Origin of the sequence: Mariniflexile sp. TRM1-10, assembly GCF_003425985.1 — a bacterium.
Lineage (GTDB): Bacteria > Bacteroidota > Bacteroidia > Flavobacteriales > Flavobacteriaceae > Mariniflexile.
The window spans coordinates 665,916-687,482 of record NZ_CP022985.1 but is presented as its reverse complement, the minus strand read 5'-3'; the positions used below and the strand labels follow the sequence as shown (position 1 = coordinate 687,482).

At 35.1% G+C, this 21,567-nt stretch carries 22 protein-coding genes; 17 read left to right on the top strand and 5 right to left on the bottom strand.

Translation table 11 applies throughout. From position 1 onward, the window contains the following. Position 1: 1 nt before the first annotated feature. Entirely contained in the window at positions 2-439 is a 438-nt protein-coding gene (gene mobA / locus CJ739_RS03280; RefSeq protein WP_117178689.1) for a conjugal transfer protein MobA, read from the bottom strand. Positions 440-1,162: 723 nt separating this feature from the next. Here mobA and CJ739_RS03270 point away from each other — a divergent pair. Genes CJ739_RS03270 through CJ739_RS03255 form a run of 4 tightly spaced genes read left to right on the top strand, consistent with a single transcriptional unit; the run spans position 1,163 to position 3,838 of the window. Continuing rightward, entirely contained in the window at positions 1,163-1,930 is a 768-nt protein-coding gene (locus CJ739_RS03270; RefSeq protein ID WP_117178687.1) for a ParA family protein, read from the top strand. Positions 1,931-1,934: 4 nt separating this feature from the next. Then, entirely contained in the window at positions 1,935-2,342 is a 408-nt protein-coding gene (locus tag CJ739_RS03265) for a DUF3408 domain-containing protein (protein WP_117172622.1), read from the top strand. Between the two features lie 8 nt (positions 2,343-2,350). Beyond that, complete coding sequence (locus CJ739_RS03260) at positions 2,351-2,989, top strand: conjugal transfer protein TraD (RefSeq protein WP_117172621.1); 639 nt, start codon at positions 2,351-2,353, stop codon at positions 2,987-2,989. A gap of 36 nt (positions 2,990-3,025) precedes the next feature. After that, positions 3,026-3,838: a hypothetical protein gene (locus CJ739_RS03255; RefSeq protein ID WP_117172620.1), complete on the top strand. Its 813-nt coding sequence runs from the start codon at positions 3,026-3,028 to the stop codon at positions 3,836-3,838. A 126-nt stretch (positions 3,839-3,964) separates the two neighbouring features. Here CJ739_RS03255 and CJ739_RS03250 read toward each other — a convergent pair whose 3' ends face one another. The 4 genes from CJ739_RS03250 to CJ739_RS03235 are packed head-to-tail and all read right to left on the bottom strand — an operon-like array spanning position 3,965 to position 11,169. Then, on the bottom strand, positions 3,965-6,487 hold the full coding sequence (locus CJ739_RS03250; protein ID WP_117172619.1) for an HD domain-containing protein: 2,523 nt from the start codon (positions 6,485-6,487) through the stop codon (positions 3,965-3,967). 11 nt (positions 6,488-6,498) lie between these two features. Further along, complete coding sequence (locus CJ739_RS03245) at positions 6,499-8,925, bottom strand: AAA family ATPase (protein ID WP_117172618.1); 2,427 nt, start codon at positions 8,923-8,925, stop codon at positions 6,499-6,501. Then, the gene (locus tag CJ739_RS03240) at positions 8,915-9,622 is read right to left on the bottom strand and encodes an ABC-three component system middle component 1 (protein WP_117172617.1); all 708 of its coding nucleotides are present in this window, start codon (positions 9,620-9,622) and stop codon (positions 8,915-8,917) included. The genes CJ739_RS03245 and CJ739_RS03240 overlap by 11 nt, the downstream gene beginning before the upstream one ends. Beyond that, the gene (locus CJ739_RS03235; RefSeq protein ID WP_117172616.1) at positions 9,619-11,169 is read right to left on the bottom strand and encodes an ABC-three component system protein; all 1,551 of its coding nucleotides are present in this window, start codon (positions 11,167-11,169) and stop codon (positions 9,619-9,621) included. Before CJ739_RS03235 ends, CJ739_RS03240 begins: the two co-directional genes overlap by 4 nt. Positions 11,170-11,307: 138 nt before the next feature. Between CJ739_RS03235 and CJ739_RS03230 the strand changes: the two genes are divergently transcribed. The 13 genes from CJ739_RS03230 to CJ739_RS03170 all read left to right on the top strand — a co-directional run bounded on the left by CJ739_RS03230 (position 11,308) and on the right by CJ739_RS03170 (position 21,509). Next, entirely contained in the window at positions 11,308-11,571 is a 264-nt protein-coding gene (locus CJ739_RS03230; RefSeq protein WP_117172615.1) for a hypothetical protein, read from the top strand. 520 nt (positions 11,572-12,091) lie between these two features. Next, a complete protein-coding gene (locus CJ739_RS03225; RefSeq protein ID WP_117178686.1) occupies positions 12,092-12,397 on the top strand; it encodes a DUF4134 domain-containing protein in 306 nt (101 codons plus the stop codon). A 10-nt stretch (positions 12,398-12,407) separates the two neighbouring features. Next, positions 12,408-12,740 carry a DUF4133 domain-containing protein gene (locus tag CJ739_RS03220; RefSeq protein WP_117172614.1) on the top strand — a complete coding sequence of 111 codons (333 nt, stop codon included), beginning with the start codon at positions 12,408-12,410 and terminating at the stop codon, positions 12,738-12,740. After that, on the top strand, positions 12,737-15,235 hold the full coding sequence (locus CJ739_RS03215; protein WP_117172613.1) for a TraG family conjugative transposon ATPase: 2,499 nt from the start codon (positions 12,737-12,739) through the stop codon (positions 15,233-15,235). The genes CJ739_RS03220 and CJ739_RS03215 overlap by 4 nt, the downstream gene beginning before the upstream one ends. 28 nt (positions 15,236-15,263) lie before the next feature. Next, positions 15,264-15,893 carry a DUF4141 domain-containing protein gene (locus CJ739_RS03210; protein WP_117172612.1) on the top strand — a complete coding sequence of 210 codons (630 nt, stop codon included), beginning with the start codon at positions 15,264-15,266 and terminating at the stop codon, positions 15,891-15,893. Between the two features lie 3 nt (positions 15,894-15,896). Then, positions 15,897-16,889 carry a conjugative transposon protein TraJ gene (gene traJ / locus CJ739_RS03205; protein WP_117172611.1) on the top strand — a complete coding sequence of 331 codons (993 nt, stop codon included), beginning with the start codon at positions 15,897-15,899 and terminating at the stop codon, positions 16,887-16,889. Between the two features lie 23 nt (positions 16,890-16,912). Then, positions 16,913-17,536: a conjugative transposon protein TraK gene (traK, locus tag CJ739_RS03200; protein WP_117172610.1), complete on the top strand. Its 624-nt coding sequence runs from the start codon at positions 16,913-16,915 to the stop codon at positions 17,534-17,536. An 11-nt stretch (positions 17,537-17,547) separates the two neighbouring features. Then, positions 17,548-17,973: a hypothetical protein gene (locus CJ739_RS03195; RefSeq protein ID WP_117172609.1), complete on the top strand. Its 426-nt coding sequence runs from the start codon at positions 17,548-17,550 to the stop codon at positions 17,971-17,973. Positions 17,974-17,995: 22 nt separating this feature from the next. Next, positions 17,996-18,250 carry a nitrogen regulatory IIA protein gene (locus CJ739_RS03190; protein ID WP_117172608.1) on the top strand — a complete coding sequence of 85 codons (255 nt, stop codon included), beginning with the start codon at positions 17,996-17,998 and terminating at the stop codon, positions 18,248-18,250. After that, positions 18,237-19,535, top strand: coding sequence for a conjugative transposon protein TraM (traM, locus tag CJ739_RS03185; RefSeq protein WP_117172607.1), 1,299 nt, complete (start codon positions 18,237-18,239; stop codon positions 19,533-19,535). The genes CJ739_RS03190 and traM overlap by 14 nt, the downstream gene beginning before the upstream one ends. Positions 19,536-19,560: 25 nt before the next feature. Next, positions 19,561-20,454, top strand: coding sequence for a conjugative transposon protein TraN (gene traN / locus CJ739_RS03180; RefSeq protein WP_117172606.1), 894 nt, complete (start codon positions 19,561-19,563; stop codon positions 20,452-20,454). 21 nt (positions 20,455-20,475) lie between these two features. After that, positions 20,476-21,036, top strand: coding sequence for a conjugal transfer protein TraO (locus tag CJ739_RS03175; protein WP_117172605.1), 561 nt, complete (start codon positions 20,476-20,478; stop codon positions 21,034-21,036). An 11-nt stretch (positions 21,037-21,047) separates the two neighbouring features. Next, entirely contained in the window at positions 21,048-21,509 is a 462-nt protein-coding gene (locus CJ739_RS03170; protein ID WP_117172604.1) for a DUF3872 domain-containing protein, read from the top strand. The last annotated feature ends 58 nt before the right edge of the window (positions 21,510-21,567 follow it).

The following is a 21,567-nucleotide window of genomic DNA, read 5'->3' as shown; positions in this document are numbered from 1 at the left end:
TTCAAACGTCCTTTTTCAAATGTTTTGCTTCAAATTCTGCTGTTAACTGTATTATCTTTTGACATAATACTGCCATTTCTGCTGTTTGTTTTTCCAGTTTATAGAGATAGGCAGCCGCTTTTTTTTCTGAAAAATTACTGTTCAACAGCTTTACAATCTGGTTATAATTCACCCCAACGGAGCGAAACTGACCGTACAATGTCGTGAGCCGCATATAATAATCCAGAGCTGCTTTGTCGATTTTGACCGTTTTAATCTCCTTTCCAAAGAGTACGGAAATGATAAATTTTGCTTTATTGGTCATTCCCGATGCTTCAAAGAGCGCCAATAACTTGGCATTTTCCTCGTCCGTCAGACGAAAAACATGGCGGTGGATGCTCGGGTCACTTTTGGGTGTCCGTCCTCCTTTATTGCGTTTTTTGCTATTGTTTCCGTTCATCATTCATCCATTTTTAATTTTCACAAAAACCCTGACTTCGGAAGGTGTTTTCTGCTCCCAGCAAGGGCAAGTTGTTTTGGGGCACGAACTCAGTTTCGAGTGCCTCAAAACACAACTTGCTGTGTTCCAATGAACACAAAAATCCGCTCTTTCAGGCGGATTAAATATAGCAGGGAAAAACAGCTTCAGGCTGTTTCCTATCTTACCAGATAAGTCAGTGTGTCTTTGCATAAATCCGTTTATAAAAACCATAATGCAAAGTAAAACCTTGTTTTTCAGAGTGTTGTAATGTGTTATAGAGATAAAGTGTGCCAGGAAACGCCAATGAGGTCCACCTCGATATAGGAACATATATATCTACATTTCTTTGTAGGAGCAACTAATTGTAGGTAAGTGCATTTGTAGGCACATACGTATGTATGTCCGCAATCACCTAGGGATGTGTAGGCATATGAAATTAAGTAGTAACAGATAAGCGTATAAAACTATATGCTTGGATAAGTGATTATATATTCCTCTAGGTAAACAAAGACCAAAATAAGTATATGAATAAGTCTTTACATAATTACCTGAATAGATAAAAAGTCATGTAGCGAGAGCCATACATGAGCAAGTAATCTATCAAATAACTACGAAGCTATATACAAAAGTGGCTAGATAGCTATCAGCATATGGATAGTTATAAGTATCAACATATGTGAATAATTAAAAACAATGATAAAAATGAAAACAAAACACAAAACAGTATTTGTAGCCTTTTCTTCCCAAAAGGGAGGTGTGGGCAAAAGCACCTTTACGGCACTTTTAGCAAGTACACTACATTATCGACTTGGCTATAATGTAGCCGTATTTGATTGTGATTTTCCACAGCACAGTTTAATAAAGATGCGTGAACGTGACATCACCACCGTCATGGGAAATGAGGTATTCAAACAGATGGCACACAAACAGTTTACGACCATCAGTAAGAAAGCCTATCCTATAATTAAGCATAAGGCGGAAGGGGTGCTTGAAGCAGCCCATGATTTTATTGAAGTCTCATCGGTTCCTATTGATATCCTCTTTTTTGACCTTCCCGGAACGGTAAATACTGGCGGGATACTAAAAGCTTTGGCGGGAATGCACCACATTTTTACGCCCATTACCGCGGATCGTGTAGTGATGGAAAGTACACTTATTTTTACACAGTTAATGCAAAATGTAATCATGAAAAAAGGAGAAACCTCCATAGAAACTATAAGTCTTTTTTGGAACCAAGTGGACGGACGGGAACGTTCTGCCTTATATGAAATCTATAATAATCTTATTGAAGATTTGGGACTCAGCCTGATGCAGAGCCAGATAAAGAATAGCATGCGTTTCCGTAAAGAAACCGAAGTCAATGCAAAGGCTGTATTTCGTTCTACCTTATTACCTCCCGATGTACGACTTATGAAGGCCTGCCGTTTGGAGCTGTTCATATCGGAATTTTTAAGAACCATCAAATTATAGACTTATGGAAAACGAGAAAAGAAAAAATGTCACACCAAATATCGACGAAGATTTGATGATGTCTATAATGGAAGATGGCGTAAAAAAAGAAGGTCTACATATTCCGCCCAATCCTCCTAAAGAACCAGAACATAAAAAATCTGTACCCAGAGAACCAAACCGAATAAAGAAAACCAATAATGTAGATTATGAGGAGATTTTTTTTAATAAACCCGACACTAATGCGCGAGATGGGAAAACTGTGTACATACGTCCCGATTTTCATGAAAAACTCTCTCGCATTGTACAGGTTATAGGTGAAGACAAGATAACCATTTACGCTTATCTGGATAATGTACTGGACTACCATTTTCAGGAGTTTGGTAAGCAGATTACAACAAGTTTTAACAACAAATATAAACCCATTTTATAAGTAAAGTTATGGAAACAGTAATAGTCATCTGCCTGTTGATTGTCATTGTCCTGCTATTGCAGGACAAGATTGTTGTCCTTAAAAGGACTGAACAAAAGCAATCGCAGGAAAAAATAAATCCAAACCTGCCTGATATTATGGGGCAACCCAAGCCTGTAAGAAGCCTTTCAGTGCCAAGACAGGTCACTGAAAGTCAAAAGAAAGAACAGGAACCACAAAAGGATAATTTTGATTCAGATATTGATGACAAGAAAGTCAATATGCAAATTCCGCAGGAAGAGCTGGACGAAGTTTTCAGAAATATACCTGATTTAGAACAAGAGGAAGAAGAATGGAACAGGGAGGGAATATCTGGTGAGCATGAGCATGACGGTTTTGCCCAAGGGGTTACCTTTGAAGAACTAAGCACCGTGGGGATGTTGCTACAAAAAGAAAAATTGGAGCCCTCCCAAAAGGAAACAGCGGTTACTATTGTTCAGAAAATACAAGGAACCGAATTATTTAGCTTACTGGAAAATTCTATGGAAAGCGCTTCCCGAAAAATAGCTGAGCTATTGGACGATAGCCTTTCTTCTGAAACAGATACCAGTTCTTCCAATTTGCGGAAAAATGATTTAGAAGAGTTTGATATTGGGGAGTTTGTGTAAAGAGACCTCTATATCCCTACTTACAAATAGTTGATTATGAAAAGAGAATTGCCAATAATCAATATCGAAGGAACGGAGTTCCTTGTTGATGTAAATAAATTAGAACTACGGCAAAAAGCCAATGAACAAAACGTGATTTTCTTTAAGGATATGACTGATTTTGGAGAAGGATATTCTTTTGAATATAATTTAAAAAAACGGAACATTCCCCATAGATTTGAACGTAGTGATAAAAGAATAGAAATACCTGAGTTCGTGAATCTTGATCCTTTGGGTATGGCGCGTAAGTATGGTCACAGTGAGGAAGAGGTAAAAACAAAAACTGATTTCCAGTTGATGGTAGACCAAAAGGCATATGATATGCGGGTCAATAAAGGTATGTTGCCAACTGTCGATATTTCTGGACATACATTTTATGTGGACATACGTATGGACATGCTTAGACCAAAAGATGATTTTCTCTCCAAGGGAATTGTCTTTTCGAAGATTGGCAGATATTATGACGAAGACCTAAGAACTTATACAATTCCTTACAATCCAAGCAAACATGAGTTTCAGGAGATTGACTACGCCACAATTAAAGAATTGCCAAAGGATCTTATTGCCATAGAAATACCATATGAAAGAATTTTGGATCGCATTGGTTGGAATAGACATTATGGTTTAGAACCGACACATGGACTAAAACAAACAAATCTACAGGCACATTTCAAATCAAATATAATTCCTTGGGAAAAGACATTTTTACCTGAATTAATTAAAAGAAATCTAGAGGTGGATTTGAGAGTAAATAAACCTGAAATTTCCTCTAAAAATCAACGGAGTATAAAAAATAGAAAAAAGATGTAACAAATACTTTTTTCAAAAACACGTACCAATTCTTACAATTCATAAAAGGTGAATGAATGGTTTTGATATTGTGGAGTCTAAATATACTCCCAAGGTTAAATCCACATTTTTAATCTATCATTTATATTACTTTTCAAATTCAGTTATTCTTGCGTAGTAATGCTCGATAAAACTTTGTAGTGTTTGTTTTTTCTCATTGCTCAAGGTGAATTTTTCTAGTACGCTACAATGTATTGCTTTTCCGAGAATATAATTAATTTCTTCATTTGTTAAATCATCGAAGCTGTTTCGTGAAATTTCAGGAACAAATATCCTAGATGTTAGATTAACTACTAAACTTTCAATTTCAAATAGTGAAGCAGTATACGGTAAGTTTAATTTAAATTCTTTGATTAGAACACTACGTACAAATAATTCTTTTCTTTTTTTATCGTAGTTTCCTCTGTAATAGAAATATCTTTCTGCCTTATCAAAAGTTAGATATAATTTATTTTTTTCCCCCTCATATATATTTATAGTTTCTTCAAATATTGCTGTTGTACATTTTGTAGAATGTCCCAATTTATATAATTCTTTTAGCTTTAGATTTTCAAATATTCCACTATCTTCATCATCGAATGTGCATTGATATATCTCCTCTTGAAGATCTTTCTTGACAATTATAGATATCCATCTCAAATCGGTTTCTAATTTTTCAATCACGTCTTCAATAGCTGAGTTCGTGAATGTAATTCCATTAAGAAATCTTTCTTCTAAATCTTCCTCTACTAATGGAATCGAAATATATTTAATTTCATTGTCAATAATATATTCATCTAAATCAATAGTAGAGTGTTCATCTACTTTTTGAATACCGTTTATATCATCGTATGTATAAATATCTCCTTTGAAATCTAGATTTTCAATATTTGTAACGTAATCTTTGTTATTTTTAATTATAACATATCCTTCAATATCGTTGAGATAATCGCTTAAATTTATTTTAATGAAATTATTAGGTTCTGCGATTTCAAGTAAATTAATAATATCATGTGTAATTTCTTCTTCTTTAAGAATTAATTGTAGTGTGATTCCATCAGTTAGGAAATAGGTGTCTAAGAATTTTTTTATTTCGGCAACATTATTTCCGAAAACACTCATAAAATTTGCATAATTTAAGATAACTTCTGTTCCTTCGAAGTTGAAATCATCAATTTGAGTTAAAGAAGTATATTCATTATATTTCTCTAATTCTACTGTAAATTTACTTTTACCTTTATAATCTCTTGTAACTACTTTGACATTGTCTGATAACATGAAACATGAGAGAAATCCAATTCCATAATTGCCTATCGGTTTGTAATTTAAATCACGTAATTTAAAATCTGTGGAATTATAATATGAAACACCGATATTCAAAAAATGCTTTTTTATTATTTCCATAGACATTCCCATGCCATAATCTCTAATAGTTACAGTGTTGTTTTTTGAATCTAGGATTATTTTAATTTTTGGTTCATAATTGTCATCCCCAAATTGGTAGTTTTGTTTTTCGATTTCTTGCCTTACTCTGGAAGCATCAAGGGAGTTTTGAATTATCTCACGAAGTCCTAATGATTTGCTTCCATATATTTTTTCTCCCATTAACAACTGACTAATCGCGTGATAATCGAGGGACATTTTGTATTCTGAAAATGTGAAACCAATAGGTTTAATGTGTATTTTAGGAGACGAATCGAACAATAAATTATATTGATTCGGCATTATATTTACTAGTTCCATTGAACCAATCAATTCTTTTTCTACCCAATCAATATATAATAGAATTTTACGATGAATATTTGCAGTAGATGATTCACCATGAAACACCAATTGTTTTTGTTTCTTAACACTATCAAATTCAATTTTTTTGGTATTTGTTATTACAAAATGTTGTTTCCATTCATTTTCACTAATGCCTTTTGGATTGACTGATTTATATAAAGTATATGGTGTCCTGCTTGAATCAATATCTAAAATATCACCTAATCTTAATATGCAAGCGATGAATTGAGCATTATAATGAAAGTGTCCTTTTTTATCATTTTGCGTTAAATTTGCAGATATCCAATCAAAATCTTTTGTATGACTCTCACAAATTAACGCCAAGTCTTCAGTGAAATAGGCAGTTATTTGACCTGGAATTTGAAAAAACTCATTAAGGTTTTCTCTAATGTATTTTGCAGAGAGAGAGGAATGAAATCTTCTAATGTATTCTGTTAATGCTAAATCTTCATCATTATCCATCACTTTTTTCATTGATGAGAATTTTATGTCGATCGATTTAAAATCATCGTTTTTAATCAAAGTGATATCATTTTCACTGACTGCCATACCAATATCATGTAATAGAGCAGAATATATAAGTAACGTAATTTCTAACTCACTCAGTGCAGTAATATCCTGAATGATATCTGCCATATATTCCATTATTCTTATACTATGATCAATATTATGAAGAGTATAACTTCCGAAAATTTTTGGAATGCGATTGTTTAATAGAGGTTGTATTTTATTGTAGACAGTTTTGATGTTTGGTAAAAATTCACTGTTCTCTAAGTGTTTAATTAAGGCTAAATCATCAATTTTTAGCGTAGTATCGATTGTTAAATTTACATTATCTTGGTTCATATTTATTTGAATTACAATGTGTCTTGTGATATAGTGAATTGCTTATCTTTCATATTTATAGAAGTGGTCCTAAGATTAAATTCACTAAACTTAAATCTCATAAAATAAGATATTTCATCTTCATGGGTTGAAAGAATTATTTGTTTGTCCTCAAATTCATTTCTCAATAACTCGATAAAGGAGGACATATTGATTTCGTCCATAGTTTGTGTAGGATCATCTATCAATAGGATACCAAAATTACTTTTATCAAAAACTTTATTCATAGCTAAAGTAAAGGAAATGACTAACGCGGAAAGTTGTCCTGAACTCATTGAATATAATGCATCATGAGAAGTTTTATTGCCTTGAGTAAACTTTAAAATATCTGTACTTGTTTGATTCCACTTAATAAATAAACCAATGCCATATTCCAAACTTTGGAGTATTTTACTACTGAAAATAAAGAATGGTAATTCAATATTTTTACCTATTTGCTTTCGATGATCCTTAATGTTTTTATTGTAAATGTCTAATAATTTATGTGTCTTTTTTTCTATTTCTGTCAATTTTGTAAGTTGTTCATCTTCAATAAATTTATTTTGAGTTTGTAATTCTATAATACTTGCAGAATTTCCTTGAAAATATTGTTGATCGATATATGCCATTTTTGTCTTTAACTTTTCAACGCTAAGATTATCGATATTTGGGGTATATTCTTCTAAAAAATTAGAATAGTTATACTTAAAAGCAATATGATCATAATCTTCACTAATGAATTTTTTTTCAGAATTAAGTAAATTTATTAAACGCCCTCTACGTTCGTCTATATCTGAAGGATATACATCAATATTTTTATAAATTAACTCGTCCAGATCAATTAATTGATTTTCAATCCATTCTAATGTTTTTTTGACTTCAATCATTTTTTGTGAATCAATACTGATTTCTTCAAAATATTTGGAGTCAATTATATTTTCAGGTTTTGAAAGATATTCTTTTATTGTATTATTTAAATCATTAACAAATTCGTTGTAAAACTCTTCATATTTTTTCTCAATTTCAAGACTTGTACTACTTTTTAATTTTTCAATTTTATCTCCCTTTTCTTTAAATTCTGCTAGTAGTTGAGTATAACCTCCTTGCCAATAATTTCCACATAATGGGCATTCAGTATTATCAATATCAATATCTTTATTGTCTGTGATACTATCGAACAAAGAAATGATTTTTACCCGCGTATCAATGAAATCTCTTAAAATTTCATCGACATTCTTTTCTTTTTCTTTTAATGATATAATCGCATTTACATTGTCAAAAAAAACTTCGGCATATAAATAATTAATGTCATCAGTTAACTTATTAAAATCTATTTTTTCTATTTTTTTTAATAAATTTTCTTTTTTCAAATCTTCTAAAAGTGTATAAAGACGATTGTTCTTTTTTACTTCTGAATTAATTTCGTCGAGGTCTTCAATGAAATTGTAGATTAATAAAATAGTATTAAGATTTTCAGTATTTTCAATTTTGAGATCAATTTCTTTATTTGTATTATACTGTAGAAAATATAAGTAGTTCTCGTGAAAATCTTTTATAAAATTGGTTAAGGAAATTATCTCATTTTTATAAAGTTCTCTTTTTGATAAATTTTCATCATTTAAATCATTCAAACCATTAAGTATCTCATTATCCCACTCTGGTGGATATAATAAGAATTTAAAAATTTCTTCATATTCTAAATTATACTCCGTTTTTTCTTTATTAAGAAGTTGAATATTACTTATTTCTTTATTATTATTATCCCTTTTTTCGGTTAGAATAGAAATTTGATTTTTTAATTCTTGATGAATATTTTTAATTTTAGAGAATTGATGCTCCTCTTTTTCTGTATCAAAAAGTTTACCTAAAGTGTCCATTCGAGTATTCTCTTTCATTTTTAGGAAAAATGTAGAATCTTCTTGTTGGATGTAATGATATAAATTATAAAATCTATTTGGAGAATTAAACCATTGATCTATCTGTACCTGTGAAATGGAATTTAATTGGTCTATATTTTTAATATGGTCATTAAAACTATCTAATACAAATCGTTTGAAGTAGTTATAATTGTCAATTCGTCTTGCAGATTTTCCTAAATTGGCACCAGGTTCACCGTATACATATATGATTTTTGAATCAAATTTGCTTACAAATTCAATTACAATTTTCATGACAGAATTTTGATCATTTAAATATACAATATCATCAGCACCTTGATTACCATGTACAATATTATTTAATGCTAGTCTATGAATTTTACCACTTAGAGCAATTTCAATTACATCAAATATTGTTGTTTTGCCATAACCGTTTGGACCATCTAGAATAATAAAATCTTTGTTGTTAAAGTCATCGATCAGTATCCCGTTTTTTATCAATTTAAAATTTTCAATATAAATTTGTTTTATTTTATACTTCATCTGAATCTTTGTTTGTGGGAATACTAAATAACTTATACACGTCTGTTGTTGATGAATTTAAACATATTTGATGAATCTGTTCTAGGTCATCAAAAGTTGTTGATTTATTTACTTTTCCGTTTATTATATTCGTTAAATCATCTAATTCTTTTTCTTGAAAAGGTACTTTTAAAAATGGAATTTTAATGAAAAGATTTATTAGTAATGGTATGTAATCGTCACTTGCAGGATCGTTTTTAAACGATTCAAAATCTAATTGTTTTATTAGTTGATTTATTGAATCGACTGAGACAACAGGAAGCGCTTGAGTTATACTTGTAAATTGATTCAGAGAATATCTAATAATATATTTTTTAAAAATATATGGATTTTCTTCTATTTCAAATATCTGTCTTTTTATTTTTTCTTCGATTATGATTGAACCTTTATGTAATATAATTAGAGTGGTATTTTTGTTGAAATCAGTATGATAATTTTCACTGGATTTAAGCCAATCATTTAATTTAAAAACTAGGTTATCTTGCTCTAAAATTAACGGAATTAAATCAATGACTTCAATAATAATGTAATACTCCTTTCTTGCTTTATTATTAGATATAGCTAAAAAACCATCTAGAATTACTTCTGAATCTATTTTAATATTTTTAATGTCGAATAAATTATTGTCGGCGAATATATTTTTTAGTATTTCTATCATTTTAATTTGTCAATTAGATCGTTAATGTCAATGATTTTAAAGTTTTGAGAAACCATTATTTTTTCTAGTGGGATTATTTTTGAAACTAGTGGTGCTTTTGTTTGATTTGAGAGTACTTCATTAAATTTTTTTCCTCCATTTCCTTTTCCAATACAACCTGCGAAAGATTCCACATTGAAATTATAAGGTATTTGTTTAGAATTAGCTTTTATACGATTGTAAATTGATTGCTCTCTAGCTGGATTAAAATTTGTTTCATGGATAGTTGTCACTACGCACGATTCGTTATCAGCATTTTGAAAGCAAATATCAACTCCCTTATCGTTTCCACATTTACTAAAAAATTCAAAGAATGAATTACGAATACCAGAATCTTCTAATAAACTTGACTTAATACTAAGATTTTTTGTTTGTGGAGCAATCTTTTGACAAAATTCAATTAAACTTTTACCAGAATATGTCTTTAAATGAAAATCTGAAACTTTAATTAAATATTTACAGATTTCATCATCTTCAATTTTCTCATTTAAAAATTCTTCTAGAGATTTCGTGTAAATATCTTTTAAAATAAATGCATCATAGTCATCTGACTGATTATGATTTTCACTTATAATTTGTACAAAATCAGTAAATTTTATAGAATCAATTTTGTCCGTTTTTTTTTCTCTAATTGCTTGATGTCTTTTATTGACATGTTTATCAATATGTGCAGAAAGCATACAAATAACTTTAGCCAAATAGACATCTTGTATTTTCCAAAAATCCGGTTTATAATGTGGTTCAAGAATGGATATTAAATTTTTTAAGCGTAGAATTAAAAAAGACTCTAAATCATCATTTGTACAATTAAAGATATTGTGATCATATTTATATAATTTAATTTGTTTTAATGCGGTTTCAAAATTAATATTTTTGCATATGCTCGATTCAATTATTAATGTAAGATTTTTTATGTTATCCATTGTAAAGTCAGTAACTTCTTCTGCGACATGTATGTATGAGTTTTCAAGGTTAGTGCAATTTTGAGCAATAGCAACATAGTGCTTTATGACTTCCTTTAGGCGAAAAAGTACTTTTGTATGATCTTTAAATTTGTTTTCTAATTTATTAGGAAATGAAAAGTTTAATAAAGAGCTTTCGTCTATTTGTGTACAATCAAAGAGTGAAATTTTAGCGTTATTAAGCTCGTTATAAATTTCGATTGCCAAATTGGATTTCTCTTCTTTTGTGAGTCCTTTCTGTGTTATAACTTGCGTAAGTTCATTTGTTGTGAAAGTGTTCAATGATTTACATAGTAAACTAAGCAAAGCTTCGTCATAACTATTTAGATTATTATCTCCATAATTTTTGACTTGGTGTATAGAGATGTAATCATTGTTTTTCTTTATCGAAAAGTCTTCGAGCCATTCTAGCTCTAGATGAAATTCATCTATAGAATCACCATTTTTTTTTAATTCTATTAGTTTATCGAGAACTACTAATAGCGCAATTTTACCCTGATAATTGAATCCATTCCATGTTGGAGTTGCATCGTGTAAAAAGCTCATTTAAAATGTATTAATTTAATGTTACAATTATGGCAATTTAACAAAAATATTTGTAAGATTTAGAATATTTTTCGCACGTTTGCCTTTAATGGAATAGAATATTATTTTTGTTTATATTTGTTATTAAAATTTATTTCCATGGAGTGTAAAATAGTTTTCAAGTTAAATAATGGTATTGAATTTATTGGTAAAAATTCTATTGAAGAAAATCTTTATCATTTTCCTGATGGTATTCTTGAAAAACTTAAACCAATATTTTTTAAGACCTTATTAGAAACAACTAATTGGAATCAATCAATAATTACAGTACATCAGGACGGTAGTTATGAAATTGTTAAAAACATACCTCCTGATATTCCGTTTTCTTTAGACGATCTCTTTTTTTATAATAATCCAGGATAATTTCCAATCTTTTAAAAGGAATCAAATCGGTTTTCATATTAGTTTATACTATAATTACTTAATTTGTATAGGACTTTTGAGTTTTCAATATTCCATTTCTTTTTCTTGATGCAGTTCGACCAAGAACTGAAAAAAACTTCTTATAATTTTTAAAAGAGTAACGCTTCTGCTCACTTTTTATCGTTTTCACCTCAGTTGAAAAACAAAAAGCCCAATTTATATTTTTACATTAAATAATTGTTCTAGAAATTTTTTATTTAAAAACTTACATTTTAGCAATAAAATATATAATTAAGTTATTTGTTTAATACCTATCCATAATCATCTTCTCTAAGTGTCTGAATTTGAATTGTGTTCCTCTTTATGCTATAGCTTAGCAGTAAGGTTTTAATCATAACGCCTCATAGCGCCAAATAATACCCCTCACTACCAGTTTATTACAATACCACCATTTCCATAAGACATTTGCCTTTAAAGCCCACAGCTGTGGGAAAGCAATAACAGTTAAATGTGTTTAATTATGGAAAAACAAAGAAAAAAAGTTTTACTGGCAGTTATGGGAATGCTGTCCAGTTTAGGTATGCTGGCACAGGGAAACGGTACCGCTGGTATCAATGAAGCTACCCAAATGGTTACCTCATATTTTGCCCCAGCCACACAGCTCATCTATGCCATTGGGGCAGTGGTCGGTCTTATAGGAGGTGTTAAAGTGTACAATAAATTCAGCAGTGGCGACCCCGATACCAGTAAAACGGCAGCAAGCTGGTTTGGAGCCTGTATCTTTCTTATCGTAGCAGCTACTATCCTACAGTCATTCTTCCTTTAATCCTAACCTTATGAATACTTACAATATCAATAAAGGAATTGGGAGAACAGTGGAATTTAAGGGACTCAAAGCACAGTACCTGTTCCTCTTTGCAGGAGGACTGCTCGCAACGCTTGTCCTAGTGATGATACTTTACATGGTTGGGGTCAACTCCTATATCTGCCTGTTTCTTGGAGCTGGTGGTGCTTCGCTAATCGTATGGCAAACCTTCACACTGAACAAAAAGCATGGAGAACATGGACTAATGAAGATTGCCGCAAGAAAAAGACATCCCCGTTACATCATCTGCCGTAAACCCGTACACCGCTATTTAAAGTTCACTCCTAAATATAATGCGGTATGAGAAATGTAGCCAAGACCACTACACTAGAGAATAAGTTTCCCTTATTGGCTGTGGAAAACAATTGCATCCTATCGAAAGATGCAGACATTACCGCTTGTTTTAAAGTACGCTTGCCGGAACTCTTCACGGTAGCTTCAGCTGAATACGAAGCCATTCACTCCGCTTGGCATAAAGCCATCAAGACTTTACCAGACTATACGGTGGTACACAAACAGGATTGGTATATCAAGGAAAACTACGCGCCTGATATGGCCAAAGAGGATTTAAGTTTTTTGGGAAAGTCCTTCCAACAGCATTTTAACGAGCGTCCTTTTTTGAACCACTATTGCTACTTGTTCCTAACCAAGACCACTAAGGAACGCATGCGAACGCAGAGCAATTTTTCATCGCTTTGCAAAGGGACTCTAATTCCAAAGGAAATCAGGGATAAAGAAACAATCCACCGCTTTATGGAATCGGTAGCACAGTTTGAGCGTATCGTAAACGATAGTGGATTTATAACATTCCAACGCCTTACCGAAGCCGATATCATTGGTACTGATAGCAAGCAGGGACTGTTGGAACAGTATCTCACTTTGTCAAGGGAAGCTGCAGCACCGATGCAGGACATCGCCCTGGGCGCTGAAGAAGTCCGTGTCGGTAACAAAAGGATGTGCTTGCACACCCTATCCGATACGGATGATTTGCCCAGTACAGTATCGGCAGATGCTCGATACGAAAAGCTATCCACCGATAGAAGTGATTGCCGCTTGTCATTTGCTGCTCCAGTGGGCTTGCTCTTAAGCTGCAACCACATCTACAACCAATATCTGTTTTTGGATAACAGTGAAGACAACCTGCAAAAGTTTGAGAAGTCCGCACGCAATATGCACTCACTGGCTCGTTACAGCCGTGCCAATCAAATCAACAAGGAATGGATTGAACGCTATTTGAACGAGGCACATTCATTTGGTCTTTCTTCCATTCGTGCGCATTTCAATGTCATGGCTTGGTCGGATAATCCGGGTGAGCTTAGACAACTAAAAAACGATAGCGGTAGCGCATTGGCGCTGATGGAATGCAAACCCCGTCATAACACCACCGATGTTGCCACGCTCTATTGGGCGGGCATGCCAGGCAATGCAGGAGACTTCCCAAGTGAGGAAAGCTTTTACACGTTCATTAAACCCGCTTTGTGTTTTTTTACAGAGGAAACGAACTATCACAATTCACCATCCCCATTTGGTATCAAGATGGCAGACCGTCTAACTGGAAAACCCATTCATTTGGATATTTCCGATTTGCCCATGAAACGGGGTATTATTACCAATCGGAACAAGTTTATATTGGGACCTTCGGGAAGCGGTAAATCCTTTTTTACCAATCACATGGTACGCCAGTACTACGAGCAAGGTGCACACGTATTATTGGTGGATACCGGTAATTCCTATCAGGGATTGTGCGAACTTATCAAAGCCAAGACCAAAGGTGAAGATGGCGTGTATTTCACTTATACCGAAGATAATCCTATTGCCTTTAATCCTTTCTATACCGATGACGGTGTTTTTGACATTGAGAAAAGAGAGAGTATCAAAACACTCATATTGACTTTGTGGAAACGGGATAACGAACCACCAACACGTTCGGAAGAGGTAGCCCTGTCCAATGCCGTAAGTGGTTATATCGAAATCATCAAACAGGACGATGTCTATCCCTCATTCAATGGCTTCTATGATTATGTACAGGGTGATTATCGTAAGGTACTTGAAGCAAAAAAAGTCAGGGAAAAAGACTTTGATATTGCCAATTTTCTGAACGTCCTAGAACCTTACTACAAAGGAGGTGAATACGATTATCTGCTAAATTCCGATAAACAATTGGACCTGCTGTCCAAACGCTTCATTGTCTTTGAGATTGATGCTATTAAAGACCACAAAATCCTTTTTCCAATAGTCACTATCATTATTATGGAGGTCTTTATCAACAAGATGCGTAGGCTCAAGGGCATCCGTAAACTTATCCTGATTGAAGAAGCTTGGAAAGCCATAGCCAAAGAAGGCATGGCGGATTACATCAAGTACCTCTTTAAAACGGTCAGAAAGTTTTTTGGTGAAGCTATTGTGGTAACCCAAGAAGTCGATGATATTATTCAGTCACCCATTGTCAAGGAAAGTATCATCAACAACTCCGATTGTAAAATACTGCTCGACCAGCGCAAGTACATGAACAAGTTCGATGACATCCAAGCCATGTTGGGGCTTACTGACAAGGAAAAGGCACAGGTGCTTTCCATCAATATGAATAACGATCCCTCACGGCTTTACAAGGAAGTATGGATTGGATTGGGCGGAACTCATTCAGCCGTTTACGCTACTGAGGTATCCGCAGAGGAATATTTGGCTTATACCACGGAAGAAACCGAAAAACTGGAAGTCATGAAACTAGCTGCGGAACTTGATGGCAATGTAGAACTCGCTATCAAACGTATCGCTTCTCACAAAAGAGAAACAAAATAATTATTAACGCTTTAAAAAATCAAAAACAATGAAAAAGTTAATCACAATGGTGTGCGTGGCAATGGTATTGTCGGCAACATCAGCCACAGCCCAATGGGTAGTAACCGATCCTTCCAATCTGGCACAGAGTATCGTAAACAGCGCCAATGAAATTGTACAGACTTCCTCTACGGTAAGTAATGTCATTAAAAACTTTAAGGAAGTGGAAAAAGTATATAAGCAGGGCAAAGAATACTACGACAAGCTACAAGCGGTAAACAACCTTGTGAAAGATGCCCGAAAAGTACAGCAGACCGTACTGCTGGTGGGCGATGTATCTGAAATGTATGTCAACAACTTTGGAAAAATGATTAATGATCCGAACTTTTCTCCTCAAGAACTGTCGGCTATTGCCAATGGTTACTCAGCTCTGCTAAACGAGAGTACCGAACTCCTGAAAGAACTCAAACTGATTATCAATGCATCCACACTGTCCTTAAATGATAAGGAACGAATGGACATTATTGACCGTGTGTACAAGGAAGTAAAAGAGTACCACAATCTGGTACGCTATTACACCAATAAAAATATCTCGGTCAGTTTTCTAAGAGCAAGGAAGCAGAACGATACCGAAAGAGTATTGGAACTCTATGGAACGGCTAACCAAAAATACTGGTAAGCTATGGAATTTAACAATCTTCATGAGGTTTTGCGCTCCCTGTATGATGAGATGCTACCGCTATCAGGCGAGATGGCGGGCATAGCCAAAGGACTTGCCGGATTGGGCGCCTTGTTTTATGTAGCCCTAAAGGTATGGCAGGCACTGAGTAGGGCAGAGCCCATTGATATGTATCCACTGCTCCGTCCTTTTGCCTTGGGTATTTGTATTATGTTCTTTCCGACCCTTGTGCTGGGGAGCATCAACGCCATACTAAGTCCCGTGGTACAGGGAACACATGGCATTCTCGAAAATCAGGTGCTTGACCTAAACGACCTACAGGCAAAAAAAGACCTATTGGAACGCGAAGCGATGCTCCGCAATCCAGAAACCGCATATCTAGTGTCAAACGAAGAATTCGATAAAAAACTGGAAGCGTTGGGCTGGTCGCCATCTGATTTGGTCACCATCTCGGGTATGTATATGGAACGTCAGGGATATAAGTTTGAACAGACCGTCAAAAACTGGTTTAGGAAATTATTGGAAGTGCTCTTTCAGGCGGCCGCACTGGTAGTTGACACCATACGGACGTTCTTTTTGATAGTACTTTCCATTTTAGGACCTATAGCTTTTGCCATATCGGCCTGGGACGGTTTTCAATCCACGCTTACCCAGTGGCTTACCCGTTACATTAGTGTGTACCTCTGGCTTCCGGTAGCAGATTTGTTCAGCTCCATGCTCGCTAAGATACAAACCCTGATTGTTGAGAGGGATATCGAAATGCTGTCCGATCCCACTTTTATCCCTGATACCTCAAACACGGTCTATACCATTTTTATGATCATTGGTATTGTGGGCTATTTCACCATTCCCACAGTAACCGGCTGGATCATTCAGGCTGGTGGTGCAGGGAACTTTACCCGTAATGTAAACCAAACGGCAATGAAGGCTGGAAACGTTGCCAGTGCTGGTGCTGGCTCCGCTGCAGGGAATATCGGAGGACAACTATTAAAGTAATGAATCACTAAATAATTTAAAAAATGGAATTTAAAACCTTAAGAAATATTGAAAACAGTTTTCGGCAAATACGGCTGTATGCCCTTGTATTTGCCGTGCTCTGCCTTGGGATAACGGGATTTTCCCTTTGGAAATCCTACCAGTTTGCGCAGGAACAACGTCAGAAAATCTATGTACTGGATAATGGAAAATCCTTGATGTTGGCTCTTTCACAGGATGCGGCTATCAACCGTCCGGTTGAAGCAAGGGAACACGTCAGACGCTTTCACGAGCTGTTCTTTACCCTAGCACCAGATAAGAATGCCATTGAGAGCAATATGAACAGGGCTTTTAACCTTGCTGATAAAAGTGCTTTCGATTATTACAAAGACCTTTCGGAAAAAGGATATTTCAGCCGTATCATATCTGGCAACGTACAACAGCGCATTGAGGTCGATAGCGTGATCTGCAACTTTGATATCTACCCTTATGCGGTACGCACCTACGGCAATCAATTCATCATCCGCTCCAGCAATGTGACCAAACGCAATCTGGTTACTTCCTGCTATCTGGTCAACTCCGTGCGTTCGGACACTAACCCGCAAGGTTTCAATATCGAAAAATTTGCCGTGGTGGAAAACAGGGACATCGAGGTCATCCAACGTTAAAAGACAATCTTATGGAAAATTCACATAATCTGGACACCTTCACAAAAATCCTTACTGACAAGGGTTACAACGGGTACTTCCATACGCAAGGAGCCTATCCTGGCAAGCTAAAGGAAAGCATCAGTGCCTACTTGGAAAATTGCCATAATGGTGTGGAAAGTAGCTCTAAGCCTATGTTGTTGCTGACAGGCTACCTGCGATGGTCAGGAGATGATAAACCTCTCGTTCAATGCTACATGTATGTAAAACATCAAAGCGGAACATTTGACCTCCAAAAAATGGAGATCATAAAAAAAGACCGTTTTGGGCAATTATTAAAAAGTTCAGAATTAACAAACCTTTCTGTAGCCACTTTGCCAAAAGCAAATGAAGCAATCGCAATGGTCAGTGATGCCCCAAAGCAAAAGGTCGTCCATGGTAAGCGTTTCAGATTCTAAAAACACGATAATAGTTTAAGGTATGAAAAAATTAAAAACTAATATGGACAAATGGCTGGATAAACAGGACAAGCGCTGGCAGGCATTGCCAATAAGGAAACAACATAGATATACGCTGTACTTTTTTGCAGTTTATCTACTGATTACAGCTGTAGTCATTGCTAAAATATTGGACGACGCAGGAACCTCTCAAAAAGGTATGGTCATCGAGCCAATTGAAAACCCAGCATTAAAAAAATTAGAAACAAATAAAAATAGAATAGATGAAAGAAAATGAAAAAAAGGTCAGCTTCCTAGTTGAGGAAGGTAGCCAAAACAAAGTCTCCAACCTGCTTGATGACAAGCAGAACAATAAGGAACGTCTGAAAAAACCACTCATATTCAGTTTGATGGCTGTGGTATTCTTCGGTTGTATGTACCTCATATTTAAACCATCTACCGATAAAACGGAAATCGAAAAGGCTGGATTGAACGATGTGGTGCCACAGGCAACTGGAGCTGGAATGCCTGCCAACAAAGGGAAGGCATATGAACAGGAAATGCTTAAGGCCAAAGAACAGGAAAAACGAAATGCCTTATTATCTCTTTCGGATTACTGGAATACGGATGATAATGAAGAACCCGTTGAAGCCCTTGATGAAGAAGAGCCTAGCTATAGTGGTGGATATGAAAGACACAGTAATCCGGCATTGAACAGTTACCATAATGCGCAAAGCACATTAGGTTCTTTCTATCAAGGAGATAATTCCCAGACGCTGGAACTCCAAAAGCAATTGGATGAGCTAAAGGAACAATTGGCTGAGAAAGAAGTGCCAGAGACCGTTACCGTTGAGAACCAATTGTCACTCATGGAGAAATCCTATCAAATGGCCGCAAAATACCTTCCCTCGGGTACGAATACGGGAGAGGTTAAAGTTACTCCAGCTTCGTCCACACAAAAGGAATCCTTCGTGGCATTTACCTCCAGAAGGAAAAACGTCGTATCTGCCTTGTACCGTGAGCCTACCGATAGTGCTTTTATAGCCTATTGGAGTGAAAATCGCAACAGGCAGTTTTACACGCCTGGTTCCTCGCAACAGGCGGTAGAACCCAAAAACAGCATCAAAGCCTGTATTCATGAAACACAAACTGTTACAGGCGAAAGTTTTGTACGCTTACGGTTGTTGGAGCCTGCACAAACGCCCAACCGTGCCATTGTACAAGGAACCATCCTTACGGCCCATACCAAGTTTCAGTCTGGACGTTTACAGCTAAAAGTGACCTCCATGGAAGTGGATGGCAATATTATTCCAGTTGATATTACCATTTATGACCTTGATGGTCAAGAGGGTTTATATGTACCATATTCACCTGAAATGAATGCCCTAACTGAAATGGCTGGCAATATGAGTCAGACTTCAGGAACGAGCCTGATGCTTACCCAATCGGCAGGACAGCAGGTTGCAGCTGACCTGAGCCGTGGGGTGGTTCAGGGCATTTCAGGCTATTTCTCCAAAAAGGTGAAAACTCCAAAAATTACCCTAAAGGCTGGCCATCTACTGTTTTTGGTCTCAAAAAAATAAGTTAAACCATTATAAAAATAGAAATATGAAAAATCACTTAAAGACCTTTTGGGCAATTGCCCTTGTAATCGGCTTTGCCGTAACATCCTTTGCACAAAATAGTGCAAAAACCTCGCTTGCTTTGGGCAAGATAGAGCCTTATTGTATGGAAGTCACTTACGACAAAACTTCCCATTTGATTTTCCCAGCTGCTATTCGTTATGTGGATTTGGGCAGCGAATACCTAATTGCATCAAAGGCTGAAGATGCTGAAAACGTACTTCGCATAAAAGCTTCAGTAAAGGGTTTTGAGGAAGAAACCAATTTTTCGGTCATTACCGATGATGGACTTTTTTACAATTTTAATGTGTTTTACAGTCCTAGTCCTTTCCATCAAAACTATGATTTGTTAAGCATGCAGCAATCAGTAAGCAAGCAACAAGGAGCGGATGTGCTCTTTGAGGAATTGGGAAACAGCTCCCCATCCTTGGCAGGCCTGTTATTGGAAATCATCTACAAACAGGACAAGTGTATTATAAAACATATTGGGGCGAGAAGCTTCGGTATACAGTTTATACTGAAAGGAATCTATATCCATAGCGGAAAATACTATTTCCATACCGAAGTAAAAAACCGCTCGAATGTACCTTTCCAGATTGATTTTATCAATTTCAAGGTCGTGGATAAAAAGATTGCCAAGCGTACGGTGGTTCAGGAAAGACCGATGGTGCCGCTTCGTGCCTACAAGCCATTGGGTACCATAAACGAAATGACCATTGAACGAAATGTGTTCCTATTGGACCAGTTTACCATATCCAATGATAAGGAACTCCTAATTGAGATTTTCGAAAAGAACGGTGGCAGAAATCAAACGCTTCGGGTAGAAAACTCGGATTTGATAAGAGCACGACTGATTAAGGATATGCACCTGAAAATATAGTAACCTAAATAAAAACAATAAATGAAAAAATATCTATTTGCAGTGCTGTTTGTAGTAACAAGCATCACTACCGGTCAGGCACAACGCATGTTGCCCAAGCAAAAAGGATTGGAAATAAGTACAGGAACTTTATCCTATGATAGTCCAGGTAGGAACTATTATCTCAATATAGGGTTGACTGTAAATGACAGAAATGGAAATTACAAGCTTTGGGCATTGGAATATACCCACCAATATTCAAAATACAAAGGTCTGAGAATACCACAGGAAACCTATAGTATGGAAGGTGGATATAGTTTCTATCTACTGGGAGATATACCAAGAAATATTTCCCTGAATACAGCCATTACAGGACTTATCGGATATGAAACCATTAATCGTGGCACTGACATATTATATGATGGTGCAAAGATTCTTAATGAAGAGAATTTCATTTACGGTGCTGGAGGAAAATTGTCCATTGAAGCCTATCTATCCAATCATCTTGTATTGTTGCTTCAGGCAAAGGCTAAACTATTCTGGGGAACGTCCCTAGAACAACTTCGACCATCCGCAGGGGTGGGTTTAAGATATAACTTTTAAAAACAATAATTATGAAATCATTAATCAATTACAGAAACATCCGTTTTACAATACATTTAAAATATCTATGGCTATTTTTTGCCACAATGCTAAGCATGAGCCTTCTTTCTTCATGTGAAAAAAAGGATTTGGAAATCCAAAAAGGAGTTCCATTTGAAGTTAGTGTTATGCCAATTCCAAAGCAAATTGCCAACGGTCAAACCATTGAAATAAGGCTTGCGATTCAAAGAACCGATCACTATGTTGGCACTCAGTATTTTATTAGATATTTTCAATATGATGGTCAGGGTAGGCTACGATTCGACCACAAGTATGGTTTTCTTCCCAATAATTTATATCCAATACCAGCGGAGCAATTCCGCTTGTATTATACTTCAGAGTCTTTTGTGACACAATCCTTCACGGTATGGATTTCTGATAATTTTGGAAATGAAAAACAGCTGAGTTTTCAATTAAACAGCATAAATAGATAAAAACAGTAACGGTTACTATAAAGTAAATTGACCTGCTAAAATACAGCAGGTCAATTTT